This is a genomic window from Allosphingosinicella vermicomposti, assembly GCF_003012815.1.
Classification (GTDB): domain Bacteria; phylum Pseudomonadota; class Alphaproteobacteria; order Sphingomonadales; family Sphingomonadaceae; genus Allosphingosinicella; species Allosphingosinicella vermicomposti.
The window spans coordinates 157446-171099 of the sequence record NZ_PXYJ01000002.1; the positions used below are offsets into that span (position 1 = coordinate 157446).

The 13654-nt window shown below is 63.7% G+C and carries 10 protein-coding genes; 6 read left to right on the forward strand and 4 right to left on the reverse strand.

The features are described from left to right. Positions 1-61 precede the first annotated feature (61 nt). Together hutU and hutH are read left to right on the forward strand one after the other, a co-directional pair. A complete protein-coding gene (gene hutU, locus C7I56_RS06695) occupies positions 62-1699 on the forward strand; it encodes a urocanate hydratase (protein WP_425352384.1) in 1638 nt (545 codons plus the stop codon). After that, positions 1696-3198, forward strand: coding sequence for a histidine ammonia-lyase (hutH, locus tag C7I56_RS06700; protein ID WP_106639798.1), 1503 nt, complete (start codon positions 1696-1698; stop codon positions 3196-3198). The genes hutU and hutH overlap by 4 nt, the downstream gene beginning before the upstream one ends. Before the next feature lie 39 nt (positions 3199-3237). Here the strand turns inward: hutH and cueR are convergent, their stop codons facing one another. The 4 genes from cueR to C7I56_RS06720 all read right to left on the reverse strand — a co-directional run bounded on the left by cueR (position 3238) and on the right by C7I56_RS06720 (position 8564). Then, entirely contained in the window at positions 3238-3636 is a 399-nt protein-coding gene (gene cueR / locus C7I56_RS06705; protein WP_106639799.1) for a Cu(I)-responsive transcriptional regulator, read from the reverse strand. Beyond that, on the reverse strand, positions 3633-5999 hold the full coding sequence (locus C7I56_RS06710; RefSeq protein WP_106639800.1) for a heavy metal translocating P-type ATPase: 2367 nt from the start codon (positions 5997-5999) through the stop codon (positions 3633-3635). Before C7I56_RS06710 ends, cueR begins: the two co-directional genes overlap by 4 nt. 247 nt (positions 6000-6246) lie before the next feature. Beyond that, on the reverse strand, positions 6247-7515 hold the full coding sequence (locus C7I56_RS06715; protein ID WP_106639801.1) for a tyrosine-type recombinase/integrase: 1269 nt from the start codon (positions 7513-7515) through the stop codon (positions 6247-6249). A 308-nt stretch (positions 7516-7823) separates the two neighbouring features. Continuing rightward, complete coding sequence (locus C7I56_RS06720; protein ID WP_106640183.1) at positions 7824-8564, reverse strand: arylesterase; 741 nt, start codon at positions 8562-8564, stop codon at positions 7824-7826. Here C7I56_RS06720 and C7I56_RS06725 point away from each other — a divergent pair. From C7I56_RS06725 to C7I56_RS06740, 4 genes are read left to right on the forward strand one after another with little or no spacing between them, the layout of a single operon-like run. Continuing rightward, complete coding sequence (locus C7I56_RS06725) at positions 8533-9246, forward strand: ABC transporter ATP-binding protein (protein ID WP_106639802.1); 714 nt, start codon at positions 8533-8535, stop codon at positions 9244-9246. The genes C7I56_RS06720 and C7I56_RS06725 overlap by 32 nt on opposite strands. Beyond that, on the forward strand, positions 9243-11768 hold the full coding sequence (locus tag C7I56_RS06730; protein WP_106639803.1) for an ABC transporter permease: 2526 nt from the start codon (positions 9243-9245) through the stop codon (positions 11766-11768). The genes C7I56_RS06725 and C7I56_RS06730 overlap by 4 nt, the downstream gene beginning before the upstream one ends. After that, complete coding sequence (locus C7I56_RS06735) at positions 11768-13207, forward strand: ABC transporter substrate-binding protein (protein WP_106639804.1); 1440 nt, start codon at positions 11768-11770, stop codon at positions 13205-13207. The genes C7I56_RS06730 and C7I56_RS06735 overlap by 1 nt, the downstream gene beginning before the upstream one ends. Positions 13208-13218: 11 nt before the next feature. Next, positions 13219-13650 (forward strand): DUF4112 domain-containing protein, encoded by a 432-nt coding sequence (locus C7I56_RS06740; RefSeq protein ID WP_106639805.1) that lies wholly within the window; start codon positions 13219-13221, stop codon positions 13648-13650. Positions 13651-13654 lie beyond the last annotated feature (4 nt).

Consider the following 13654-nt stretch of genomic DNA (forward strand, 5'->3'; position numbering starts at 1 on the left):
CGAAGCCCGAAGTTTGGAGGGACGATTGGCTCGTAGCGACGATAACGCAGTACGCCGGATTGTGCAGGCGCCTCAGGGATCGGAGCTCTCAGCCAAGTCGTGGCTGACGGAAGCTCCGCTTCGGATGCTGATGAACAATCTCGATCCGCGCGTGGCCGAAGCCCCTGAGGAGCTGGTCGTCTATGGCGGGATTGGCCGCGCGGCGCGGGACTGGGAGAGCTTCGACCGGATCGTCGAGACGCTGAAGCGGCTGAATGAAGACGAGACCCTGCTGATCCAGTCGGGGAAGCCGGTCGGCGTCTTCCCGACTCACAAGGACGCGCCACGCGTACTGCTCGCCAATTCGAATCTCGTGCCGCACTGGGCGACCTGGGACCATTTCAACGAACTCGATCGCAAGGGTCTCATGATGTACGGCCAGATGACGGCCGGATCCTGGATCTATATCGGCACGCAGGGCATCGTGCAGGGCACCTACGAGACGTTCGTCGAGATGGGCCGGCAGCATTATGAGGGCGATTTACGTGGCCGCTGGATCCTGACGGCAGGATTGGGCGGCATGGGCGGCGCGCAGCCGCTCGCCGCAGTCATGGCCGGTGCCCATTGCATCGCGATTGAATGCCAGGAAAGCCGGATCCAGAAACGGCTTGAGACCCGTTATCTCGATTATCGCGCGGACACGATCGATGAGGCGCTGGAGATCATTGCCAAGACTGACCGGCCCATCTCCGTCGGCGTCCTCGGCAATGCGGCGGAAATCCTGCCCGACATGGTGAAGCGTGGCATCCGCCCGGATGCGCTCACCGACCAGACGTCGGCGCACGATCCGGTGAACGGCTATCTCCCCATTGGCTGGACCGTCAAGAAATGGGCGGAGATGCGCGAGCGCGATCCCAAGACAGTGGAGCGCGAGGCGCGCAAGTCCATGGCCGTCCACGTCGAGGCGATGCTCGCTTATCGGAGCATGGGCGTGCCCACCTTTGATTATGGCAACAATATCCGCCAGGTCGCGAAGGATGAGGGCGTCGAAAATGCCTTCGATTTTCCCGGCTTCGTTCCGGCCTATGTCCGCCCGCTTTTCTGCCGGGGCATCGGCCCGTTCCGCTGGGCGGCGCTGTCGGGTGATCCGGAGGACATCTACAAGACCGACCAAAAGGTGAAGGAGCTGATCCCCGACGATCCGCACCTCCACCGCTGGCTCGACATGGCGCGGGAGCGCATCGCCTTCCAGGGGCTTCCGGCGCGCATCTGCTGGGTGGGCTTGGGGCTTCGCGACAAGCTCGGCCTCGCTTTCAACGAAATGGTGGCCAACGGAGAACTCAAGGCGCCGATCGTCATCGGCCGCGACCATCTCGACAGCGGCTCGGTCGCTTCGCCCAATCGCGAGACCGAAGCGATGAAAGACGGATCGGATGCGGTTTCGGACTGGCCTCTGCTCAATGCGCTCCTCAACACCGCGTCGGGCGCGACCTGGGTGTCGCTCCACCATGGCGGCGGCGTCGGCATGGGCTATTCGCAGCATAGCGGCATGGTCATTGTGGCGGATGGGACGGAGGATGCGGCGCGGCGGTTGAAGCGCGTGCTGTGGAACGACCCCGGCACCGGCGTCATGCGCCACGCCGATGCGGGCTATGACATCGCGATCAATTGTGCGCGCGAACGCGGCCTCGACCTGCCGATGATCGGCGCACGCGGATGATCACCCTACATCCCGGCTCCGTCACGCTTGCTGAGCTGCGCGCGATTTGGAGCGGTGCGCCTGTTGCCCTGGACGAGCGTGCCTATGCCGCCATCGACGCGGCCGCTGACAATATCGCGAAGATCGTCGCGTCGGGACGCACCGTCTATGGCGTGAACACCGGCTTCGGCCTGCTCGCCCAGACGCGCATTCCCGACGACAAATTGGCCGAGCTTCAGACCAATCTCATCCTCTCGCACAGTTGCGGGCTCGGCGAAGCGCTGGAGCCGCGCATCGTGCGGCTCATTTTGGCGCTGAAGGTGATCGGGCTTGCGCGCGGTCATTCGGGCGTGCGGCGGATCGTGGTGGACCGGCTGCTGCAGTTGCTGGAGGCCGATGCGCTGCCGCTTATCCCTGCCCAGGGATCGGTCGGTGCGTCGGGCGACCTTGCGCCGCTCGCCCATATGAGCGCGGCGATGCTGGGCGAAGGCGAGATCGTGCTGAAGGGCGAGCGGCTTGCCGCGCGCGAGGCCCTTGCCAGGATCGGCGTCGAGCCGCTCCAGCTTGGGCCCAAGGAAGGCCTCGCCCTCATCAACGGCACGCAGGCGTCCACAGCAATAGCGCTCGACGCCTTGTTCACTGGGCAGCGTGTATTCGAGGCGGCGTTGATTGGCGGCGCCCTGTCGATCGATGCGCTGAAAGGGACCGACGCCGCTTTCGATCCGCGCATCCACGAGGTGCGTGGGCAGCCGGGACAGATCGCGGTTGCGGCGATACTGAAAAGCCTGCTGGAAGGCAGCACGATCCGGCAATCGCATACCGCCTGCGCCAAGGTGCAGGATCCCTACAGCTTCCGCTGCCAGCCGCAGGTGATGGGCGCCTCGCTCGACCTGCTGCGCAATGCCGCGCGGACGCTGGAGATCGAGGCCAATGCGGTAACCGACAATCCTTTGCTGTTCGGCGAAGAGGCGATTTCGGGCGGCAACTTCCATGCTCAGCCGGTTGCCTTCGCCGCCGACATGATCGCCATGGCGCTCTGCGAAGTCGGGTCGATCAGCGAGCGGCGCGTGGCGGTGCTCGTCGATCCCAAGATGAGCGGGCTGCCGGCCTTCCTCGTAGAGGATAGCGGCGTCAATTCGGGCTTCATGATCGCGCAGGTGACGGCGGCCGCCCTCGTGTCCGAAAACAAGACATTGGCCTTCCCGTCCAGCGTCGATTCCATCCCAACCTCCGCCAATCAGGAGGATCATGTCTCCATGGCGACCGCAGGCGCGCGCAAGGCCGGGCGTATCGCGCGCAACGCGGCTGGTGTGATCGGCGTCGAACTGCTGGCCGCGGCGCAGGGCGTGGATTTCCACGCGCCGGGTACTTCCTCACCAGTTCTGGAGGGAGCAAAAGCAACCATCCGGGCCGCCGTGCCCTTTTACGAGCACGACCGCTATTTCGCGACCGACCTTGTGTGGAGCCAGGAGGCGGTACTCGCCGGCCGTTTCGCTCTACCCGAAAACCTGCCTCTTTGAAGTTCAACGCGTAATGGGGGAACCGCGGCCGCGCAGAAGCTAACTGGCGGACTTTCCGGCAGCAAGCTCCGCCAGGATGGGGCAGTCGGGACGGCTGTCACCCGCGCACTGGTCGATTAACGAAGCGAGCGTCTTTTCCATGGATCGCAGCTCTTTGATCTTCGTCCGGATCACATTGATGTGCGCGGCGGCCGCTTGACGAACGTCCGAACTCGCGCGGCTCCTGTCGCGATACAACTCTAGAAGATGCCGGCATTCGTCGACAGTAAAGCCGAGGCTCCGTGCCCTTCCTATGAAGCGAAGGTCGTGGACATCCCTTTCGCTATAGTCGCGGTAGCCATTAGAGAGACGTGCGGGCTGTATGAGACCGATATCCTCGTAAAATCGGATCGTCTTCGCAGGCAGCTTAGCTCGCTCGGATGCTCTGCCGATGTTCACACGCTCGCCTCCAAATGCAGCGCACGTAAGCGAAGCGCGTTGGCAATAACCGACACAGAGGACAGGCTCATCGCCAGAGCGGCAAGCATCGGACTGAGCAGCAGCCCGGTGACTGGATAAAGCACGCCAGCCGCGATCGGTACCCCAAGAGCGTTGTAGCCGAAGGCGAACCAAAGGTTCTGCCGGATGTTACTGGTGACCGCGTCGGAAAGCCGCCGTGCCCGAACAAGCCCCATCAGATCACCTTTGACCAAGGTAACGCCGGCGCTTTCCACGGCCACATCGGCGCCGGGCCCCATTGCAATTCCAATATCGGCCCGGGCGAGCGCCGGCGCGTCGTTCACGCCGTCGCCTGCCATAGCTACTACTCGCCCTTGCTGTTTGAGGCGCTCGATGGCCGTGTCTTTTCCCTCCGGAAGGACATCGGCGATCACTTCATCGATGCCGAGGCGCCGAGCAACGGCTTCGGCAGTGCGTCTGTTGTCGCCCGTGAGCATGATCAGCCGCAAGCCTTCCGCATGCAACTGCTCGATAGCTTTGGCGGTAGTCGGCTTGATCGGATCGGCGACCGCAACCAGGCCCGCCAGCGTGCCGCCTACTGCCACAAACATGACTGTGGCACCCTCGTCCCGGTAGCGTCCGGCTGCATCGCTAAGCCCCGACTGTTGTGCACCTTCTACTTCCATCATTGCGGCATTGCCGACGGCAACGCGTTTACCGGAAACGGTGCCGACAATGCCCTTCCCAGATACGGAAGCGAAGTCGGCCACGGCCTGGAGAGCGAGTCCACGCTCCTCCGCTCCTGTAACCAAGGCATGGGCGAGCGGGTGCGCGCTCGACTGCTCGAGAGAGGCGGCAGCAAGGAGGATCTCGTTAGCTGTATGGCCCGCTACTGGTTCGACAGCGACCAACGCGGGTTTGCCCTCGGTCAAGGTGCCGGTCTTGTCGACTACCAGCGTGTCGACGGCAGCGAAGCGCTCCAGCGCTTCAGCATTCTTGATGAGCACGCCAGCCTGGGCGCCTTTGCCCACGCCCACCATGATCGACATCGGCGTTGCAAGGCCGAGCGCACATGGGCAGGCGATGATGAGGACGGAGACCGCCGCTACCAAGGCGAACGGTACGCTTGGGGCAGGTGCCGCGAACGACCAGACGGCAAATGCGAGCACGGCGACGAACATTACGGCCGGCACGAACCACGCAGAAACTTGGTCCACCTTCTTTTGGATCGGCGCTTGGCTCCTCTGTGCCTCCGCAACCATCTGAACGATGCGCGAAAGCATTGTCTCGGCACCGACCCTCTCTGCTGTCATGACGAAGGCACCGTCGCCGTTTATGGAGCCGCCCGTCACGGCTGAGCCAGCCTCCTTGGAAACCGGAACAGATTCGCCGGTGAGCATGGACTCGTCCACAGCCGATTGCCCTTCCAGCACTACACCATCGACGGGAACAGCCTCTCCGGGTTTCACACGGAGTTGGTCGCCAGTTCGAACAAGGTCCAGCGGAACCGTGCGTTCACGACCATTCTCGACGAGGTGTGCTGTTTTGGGCGCGAGGTCGAGGAGTGCGCGGATTGCCGAGCCGGTCTGTTCACGCGCTCGAAGCTCCAGCACCTGGCCCAATAGGACCAGCGTGACGATAACCGCCGCGGCTTCGAAATAAAGGCCAACACCGCCGTGCATCGTTCGGAACGAGGCAGGAAAGATTTGAGGGGCAACAGCGCCAACGACAGAATATACCCACGCGACGCCCGTCCCCAGAGCGATGAGCGTGAACATATTGAACCGCCGCCGCACAACGCTCTGCCAACCACGAATGAAGAAGGGCCACCCGCCCCAAAGCACTACGGGCGTAGCCATCGCGAGCTCTATCCAGTCGAGCGTACGGCCGCCCAGATGCTCCACCGTGGCAGGCCAGAAGTGCCTCAGCATGACCAAAATGGCGAGGGGAGCAGAAAGCAAGGCGGACGCTACGAAGCGCCGCCGCATGTCGAGATACTCTTCGGAAGGCCCCTCGCTGATCGCTATTCCTTTAGGCTCAAGCGCCATGCCGCAGATCGGGCAAGTGCCAGGCCCAATCTGTTCGACCTCCGGATGCATCGGACAGGTGTAAATGACGTCGGCTTGTGCAGGTTCTGCAGTCTTAGCGCCCTTACTCAGGAAAATCTCGGGACGAGCCAGGAAGCGTTCCCGGCACTTTGCGGAGCAGAAATGATATTGCTCGCCTTCGTACGTCGCGTGATGAGCTGTCGTTTCCGGATCAACGGACATCCCGCAAACAGGATCTATGACCGTCTTCGTCGCGCCCGTCGAAGTCTGCTCGTGACCTTCCGTACGGCTGTGGCAGCAGTGTTTGTTTGTCATGTCGTCTGTCCGATTCGTTTTCAGATGACGATGTAATGGTGCTTCCACTAACTGGAAGGTCAAGGCATTAGTAATTACCTGGCCAATCGCGACCATTGCATTCCGCCGAAACTGAGTAGGATCGCTTCTGGGGCAACTAGCGCACCTGATCGGACGTCGCCTCGCAACAATGACCGGCAGCAATTACCGTCACGCCGAGCACCTAGCCGGCGCAGCCGCCCGCAGTCGCCATTCACTGAAGAACTCCTCAACCGCTTGGCGGTAGGAGAGCATGCATACGCATCTGATGAGGATATCTTCTTTCTTCGTCGCAGTGCGGCCTATGAAAGGTCCTCAGCAGACGACTACGCCGCGCAGCGACATGTTCAGCTGCCGCGTGCACGATGTGATCTTCAGCATGCACATATCGCATGAACTGAGACACCGTTTTGTGCGCTGTCAGTTGCATGCCCACCTTTATCGGGACTCCGGAGTTCGCGATGTCGGTTGCTGCCCGATGCCGAATACCATGGGTTCCGACATGGGGAACCTTGGCTCGCTTCAAGATGCGTGACCAAGCTTTAGCATAGCTGCCATCGGGCATTGGCCGGCTGGGATCCCGTAGGGAGGGACAAACGAACGGCGATGGTTTTCCAGCCAGATCGTCGAGGCAGGGAGCTTGCGACAGAAGAAGCGCCGCCTCTTCGCTGAGCGGCTTGGAAATCGATCCTGTCTTACTGTTCGGCCAAACCACGCGTCTATTGGTGAAATCGATCCAATCCCATTGCAGCGTCAGGATTTCGCCCATTCGAGCCGCAAACGCGAATTGGAGTCGGACCGCTAACGTGTAGGCCCAGTGCTCGAGTCCCTCTTCTTCCGCCTTCTCAATATAGGCGAAGATGCGGATGAGCTCGGCATCGGTGATGAAGCGGGTTTCACCGCCCTCAGGATAGCTCGGGATGTGGCGACAAGGGTTGCTGTAGTCAGGCCGATATCCCCACACCTCGGCCAGATTGAATATCTTGCGAAGGCAGCACAGCACCCGATTTGCGGTCGTCGGGGTATGGCGCATCCGGGCGACGAGGTCCGCTATGTCCGCCCGCTTTACCGCATGCACTTTCGTGCGTCCGATCGCCGGAAGGACATGACGCTTGATCAACTGCCGGTTCTGGCGAACCGTCTTTGCTGTGTTCTTCGGGATGGAATATTCCTCGATGAACCGGTTGCACAACTCCCTGATCGTGGCCGCCTTGCGCTCTTCCCGCCGCTTGTCTGTGGGGTCTTCACCGTGTCGCACTTGATGCATCCAAGTGCAGGCAAGGTCGCGAGCTTGGCTCACCGTGAGATCGCCAAATCGGCCAATCACCGGTTTTCGCCGCTGTCCGGCATTGTCACGATAGTCGATCATGAAGACTTTTCGGCCGGAGGGATTGACCTTAAGAATAAGTCCGGAAATGACCGTGTCGCGGATTTCGTAGGCCACGGCTTCAGATCGCGCTTGCTGTATGACTGCCTTGGTCAGCTTCTTGGTTGCCACAAAAGAACCTCCTGACCGCCTCTGATCTGGGTGCCAAATAAGCTCCGGCCCAAGATCGAATTTGGTCGTAGCTCTTGTGCGCTTCGGCGTAACAGGAGCGAGGCAATAATCCCAGCTATGTCAGTGCTTTAGCGTATAAGAGCGGGTGTAACGGGAGGTAGAGCGTACACCATCTGTTCCGCCTTAAAATCTCTTGTCCTTCGGGGCGTGCGGGTTCGAGTCCCGCCGTCCGCACCACCGTTCGTCATTGCGAGCGAAGCGCGGCAATCCAGTAGCGCCGGATCCAAGGCAGGCTACCCCGCCCTCGCTCAGTCCTCCAAAGCCTTTGCGACGACCGGCGCCACCTTTTCCACGATCTTGTCGATGCCCGCCGGATTGGGGTGGATCCTGTCCGGTAGCATCAGGTTTCGATCCGTGATCACGCCATCCAGGAAGAATGGGTAAAGCGCGGCATCATATTCGCGCGCCAATTCCGGGTAGATCGGATTAAAGCTCTCCGCATAGGCTTGGCCCATATTGGGCGCCGCGACCATTCCAGTCAGCATCACGTCGATATCGCGCTCTTTGAGGGTGCTCAGGATGGCATCCAAATTCTTGCGCGTGGCGGCGGGATCAAGGCCGCGCAGCATGTCGTTGCCGCCCAGGCCGACAACCACGAGGTCGGGCTTGCGCGGAAGCCCGTCGAGCGTAAAGGTCAGCCGCTGGAGGCCAGCCGAGCTCGTGTCGCCCGACACACCCGCATTATGCACATAAGCGGGAATCCCCCGCGCTTCGAGCGCCCGCTCAAGCTCGAACGGGAAACTCTCATTCTGCTGAACGCCGTAGCCCGCATACAGGCTGTCGCCAAAGGCGAGGACGATCTTGTCACCAGCTTCGGGCCCCTTGGCAGCGGCGGGAGCAACCGCCTTATTCTCATTTCCCGGAGTTTCCGCCTCCGAACAACCCGCGACCAGTTGGACAATCAGGAGCAAGGCCCCATAAAGACGGAAACTGCCATACACGGGAAAGCCCTCTTTGATGCACGGAACGATGAGCGCTGATATTGCCATTCGGGCGCGCAATGTCACCCTTTCCCTTGGATCGAAGGATGCGATGACGAGCATCCTGAAGGGGATCGACCTCGACATCGCGCGCGGCGAGAGCGTCGCGATCCTCGGGCCGTCGGGTTCCGGCAAATCGTCGCTCATGGCGATCCTGTCCGGTATCGAGCGGGCGAGCGGCGGCAGCGTCAGCGTCGCGGGCGTCGATTACACCCCGCTTGACGAAGATGCGCTGGCCCGCGCCCGCCGGGGCCGGATCGGCATCGTCCTCCAATCCTTCCACCTCCTCCCCACGATGACCGCGCTCGAAAATGTCGCGGTGCCGCTGGAACTCGCCGGATCGAATGTGGCCTTTACGAAGGCGCAAGAAGAACTCACCGCCGTCGGCCTTGCCCACCGCCTCACCCACTACCCCTCGCAGCTCTCGGGCGGCGAGCAGCAACGCGTGGCCATCGCCCGCGCCATGGCGCCCGGCCCCGACATCATCTTCGCAGACGAGCCCACCGGCAATCTCGACGAAACGACAAGCCACGCCATCGTCGACCTGATTTTCGCGCGCAAGGCCTCGAACGGCGCCACCCTCATCATCATCACCCACGACCCTGCCTTAGCCGATCGCTGCGACCGCATCATCGAGATGCGCGACGGCGCGATCGTCGCGGATCGCCGCACCTTGGCGGCGGCCGGCTGATGGCGCTCGGCTGGTCCGCATCGTGGAAGATCGCGCGGCGCGACCTTCAAGCGCGCTTGAAGGGCCTGCGCCTCCTCTTCATCTGCCTGTTCCTCGGCGTCGCGACGCTCGCGGCCATCGGCAGCCTCACCACCGCCATCACGTCGGAAATCAACGCGCAGGGCCAGGATATCCTCGGCGGCGACGTCGAAATCACCGTCAGCCAGCGCGAGGCATCGGCAGAGGAAAAAGCCGCTTTCACCCGCGAAGGCACGCTCAGCGAAACCATCCGCACCCGCGCAATGGTCAGCGCGGAAGGGGCAGGTAACGGCCCCGCCGCAATCCTCACCGAATTGAAGGGCGTCGACGCCCCCTATCCGCTCTACGGCAGCCTCACCCTCGCAGGCGGCAGCTACGCCCCGCTCCCCCCCACCGACATCCTCATCGATCGCGCGCTGGCCGATCGCCTGTCCGTCGCACCCGGCGCGACGCTCCGCTATGGCGAAGCCTCCTTCCGCGTCCGCGACATCATCGCGAAGGAACCCGACCGCGTCGGCGAAGGCTTCACCCTCGGCCCCGTCGCCATCGTGTCGCTGGACGGCCTTCGCCGCACCGGCCTCCTCCAGCCCGGCGCCCTTTACGAAAGCAAATACCGCCTGAAGCTCGCCCCCGGCGCGGACGTAAAGGCCGCGTCCGAACGGATCGAGAAACAATTCGCAACCGCGGGCCTCGAAATCCGCGACCGCGATCGCGCCGCGCCGGGCGCCAGCCGCTTCATCGGCCGCATGGGCCAATTCCTCTCGCTCATCGGCCTCACCGCGCTCATCATCGCCGGCATCGGCGTCAGCAATGGCGTCGCCTCCTATCTCGCTTTGAAGCGGGGCGGCATCGCGACCTTGAAGGTACTCGGCGCCACGTCCGGCGATATATCGCGCATCTACATGATGCAGATCGGCGCGGCGGCCGTTCTGGCCATCATCTGCGGCCTGATCGTCGGCAGCATCATTCCGATCGCGCTCATCGCCCTCTTCGGCGACGCTTTGCCCGTGCAGCCGGGCGCGTCCGTCTACCCGTTGCCGCTGGCCACCAGCGCCGCCTACGGCCTGCTCATCGCCTTCATCTTCACCCTGCCGCCCCTGGCCCGCGCCCGCACCCTCCCCGCCACCGCCCTGTTCCGGGCCGTTGTCGACCGGCGCGGCCGCTTCGATACGCGCACATGGCTGCTCGTCAGCGGCGCGACGCTTGCCATTATCGCCCTCGCCTTGCTCACCGCGCGGGAGCCGATCTTCTCCGCCTCCGTGCTTGGCGCGACGGCTGCCACCCTGCTTCTCCTGATGGGCATCGGCTGGGCCGTGCGCCGCATCGCCGCCCGCCTGCCCCGCGCGCGCCGCCCGCTCATCCGCCTTGCCATCACGGGCCTCTACCGCCCCGGCGCGCAAACGGTCGCGCTCGTCATCGCGCTCGGCCTCGGCCTCACCCTCTTCGTCACTTTGGCGGCGATCCAGACGAGCATCACCAGCGAAATCACCCGCACCGTTCCGAAACAGGCGCCCGACCAGTTCGTCCTCGACATTCCGGGGACTGAAGGCGCCCGCTTCACCTCCACCGTAAAGGCCGCCGCGCCCGACGCGGACGTCAACCTCGTCCCCAATCTGCGCGGCACGATCACCGCTTATGGCAACACCCGCGTCGCAGACTTGCAGGAATTGCCGGAAGGCGCCTGGTTCCTGCGCGGCGAGCGCGGCATCACCTATAGCGACACGATACCCGAAGACAGCGATCTCACCGCCGGAACGTGGTGGGCCAGGGACTATGCCGGGCCGCCCCTCGTCTCGCTCGATGAATATGCGGCAGGGGTGCTGGGCATCGGCGTTGGCGATACACTGACCGTCAGCGTGCTCGGCCGCGAAATCCCGGCCCGCGTGGCCTCACTCCGTAAGGTCAATTGGGACTCGATGGGCCTCAACTACGTGCTGGTCCTTTCGCCCAGCGCCTTGCAGGGCGCGCCCCACACCTTCGCCGCCACGATCAGTATGGAAAGCGCCGCTCAGGGCGCCGTCACCCGCGCGCTTCTCGCCGCCTTCCCGTCCATTTCCGTCATCGATGTCGGCGAAGTGATCGGACAGGTATCGGCAATCCTCGATCAGATGTCGGTCGCCATCGCGCTCGCCGGATCGATCACGATCCTTGCCGGCATTGCGGTGCTGATCGGCGCCATCGCCGCCTCCCGCCAGGCGCGCAGCTATGACAGCGTGATTTTAAAGACCCTGGGTGCAACGCGCGGGCAGATCCTCGCCGCGCAGCTCATCGAATATGCCCTGCTTGCCGCCCTTCTCGCCGTCGTCGCTCTGGGCCTCGGCCTTGCCGCCGCTTATGTCGTGGTCGTGCAGATTTTCGAATTCGGCTGGGCCCCCGATTGGGGCGTTGTCGCTTCGACGCTCGGCGTGGGCGGCGCGCTGACGCTTGCCATCGGTCTTGCCGGATCGATCCCGATCATGTCGATCCGCCCCGCCGCCGCGCTTCGGCAATTGCAGGCGGCGTGATGGGCGCGCGCGCGATCTTTGCCAGCTGCGCGGCCCTTTTTCTCCTCGCCTCCTGCGGAGAACAGGAAAGCGGCCCGATCATCGCCAGCGCGATTGGCGGCGCGCCCGAACGGCTCAACCCCAATCTTCGCTCGCTCGACACACCATCGGCGCTGCTCCTCGAAAACGCCGCGCAGGGTCTGGTCCGCTTCGACGCGGCGGGCCAGCTGGAGCCCGGCCTCGCGCAAAGCTGGATCGTGTCCGACGATGGCCTGCGCTACACCTTCCGCCTCGCCCGCGTAACGTGGGAAGATGGCAGCCGGGTCACCGCAGAGCAGGTTGTCCAGCGTCTGCGCGCCGCAAGCAGCCGGGCGAGCCGCAACCCATTGAAGAACCTCCTCGGCGCCATCGACGAAATCGTGGCGATGACGGACGATGTTCTGGAAATCAGTCTGAAGGCGCCGCGCCCCGCGATCCTGCAACTCCTCGCCCAGCCCGAAATGGCGGTCCTTCGCGCGAACCAGGGCACCGGCCCCTATCGCGCCGACATGCAGGGCGGCCTCGTCCTCCTGCGTCAACCGGATGGCCTGGATGAGGAAGAGCAGGACAATGCCCTCCACCCCGTCCAGCTGCGCGGCGAAAAGGCGGGCGTCGCCATCGCCCGGTTCGCCGCCCAGGATTCCGATTTCGTCACCGGCGGCACGATGGGCGATCTCCCCTTGCTTCGCGTCGCCCGGGTGGCGACGGGCACGCAGCGCTTCGATCCCGCCAACGGCCTCTTCGGCCTCGCCTTCGAACGGCTGGAAGGCCCCTGGTCCAGCCCCGCCGCGCGCCAAGCCTTGTCCATGGCGATCGACCGCGGCAGCCTCGCCACCCGCCTGCAAGTCCCGGAATTCCGGCCCCGCGCGACCCTCGTTCCGGACGGGATTGACGAACTTCCCCAGCCGGCCTCTCCGGCCTGGGCTGGCGCGCCGATCGAACAGCGGCGGACGTTCGCCCGTCAATCGCTTGCGGGGTTGGACAGTGGGGCGCGGCTACGGGTGCGCGTAGCCGTGCCACAGGGCCCCGGCTATCGCCTGATCCTCGCCCATCTCAGCCGGGATTGGCGCGCCATCGGTGTCGAAACCATCGCCGTCGCCCCCGACGCACCGGCCGATCTTCGCCTTATCGATGCCATCGCCCCCGCAACGCTCGCCACCTGGTATCTGCGCCGCTTTTCCTGTGAGATCAGCCCGGTCTGCGACGGCGCGGTCGATACAATTCTGGCCGACGCCCGCGCCACGCCGAATATTGCGGAGCGCTCTACGCTCTTGGCCAATGCCGACCGGCAATTGACCGACGCGGCTTTCTACCTGCCCTTGGGATCGCCCATCCGCTGGTCGCTCGTCTCGCAGCGACTGAACGGTTTCCGCCCCAATGCGTTCGCGCGTCACCCGTTGAGTGAACTCATCGACCGCTAACTGGAGCCACAATGCCTACACAGGACGATTTCGACAGGATCGCAAGCCAGCTCCCCGTCGGGCGCGACCCCCTTTCCGTCCGGCGTCGGCTGGAGGCGGTTGAAGGCGTGCTGGAACGGATGTTCGTCGTGCCCGGCATCAATCGGCCCGTCGGTCTCGATTCCATCGTCGGCCTCGTGCCGGTGGTCGGGGACATCATCACCGCATCGATGGGCGCCTGGCTCGTCTGGGAAGCTCGCAATCTCGGCATGTCCAAATGGCATCTGGCGCGGATGGCGGGCAATGTCGGCGTCGATACATTGATCGGCGCGATCCCGCTGGTCGGCGACATCTTCGACTTCGCCTTCCGCTCGAATACGCGGAATCTGCGGATTTTGAAAAAGTGGCTCGACAAAAATCACCCCGCGACGATGGTGGTCGAGGGTGAGGTGGTCGCGCGCTGATCCT

What these genes read in the sequence shown, in the direction of transcription:
- C7I56_RS06710 (WP_106639800.1), bottom strand. Translation starts at nt 5,999, where the DNA reads ATGACAAACAAACACTGCTGCCACAGCCGTACGGAAGGTCACGAGCAG.
- C7I56_RS06725 (WP_106639802.1), top strand. Translation starts at nt 8,533, where the DNA reads ATGCACGGAACGATGAGCGCTGATATTGCCATTCGGGCGCGCAATGTC.
- C7I56_RS06735 (WP_106639804.1), top strand. Translation starts at nt 11,768, where the DNA reads ATGGGCGCGCGCGCGATCTTTGCCAGCTGCGCGGCCCTTTTTCTCCTC.
- hutH (WP_106639798.1), top strand. Translation starts at nt 1,696, where the DNA reads ATGATCACCCTACATCCCGGCTCCGTCACGCTTGCTGAGCTGCGCGCG.
- C7I56_RS06720 (WP_106640183.1), bottom strand. Translation starts at nt 8,564, where the DNA reads ATGGCAATATCAGCGCTCATCGTTCCGTGCATCAAAGAGGGCTTTCCC.
- C7I56_RS06740 (WP_106639805.1), top strand. Translation starts at nt 13,219, where the DNA reads ATGCCTACACAGGACGATTTCGACAGGATCGCAAGCCAGCTCCCCGTC.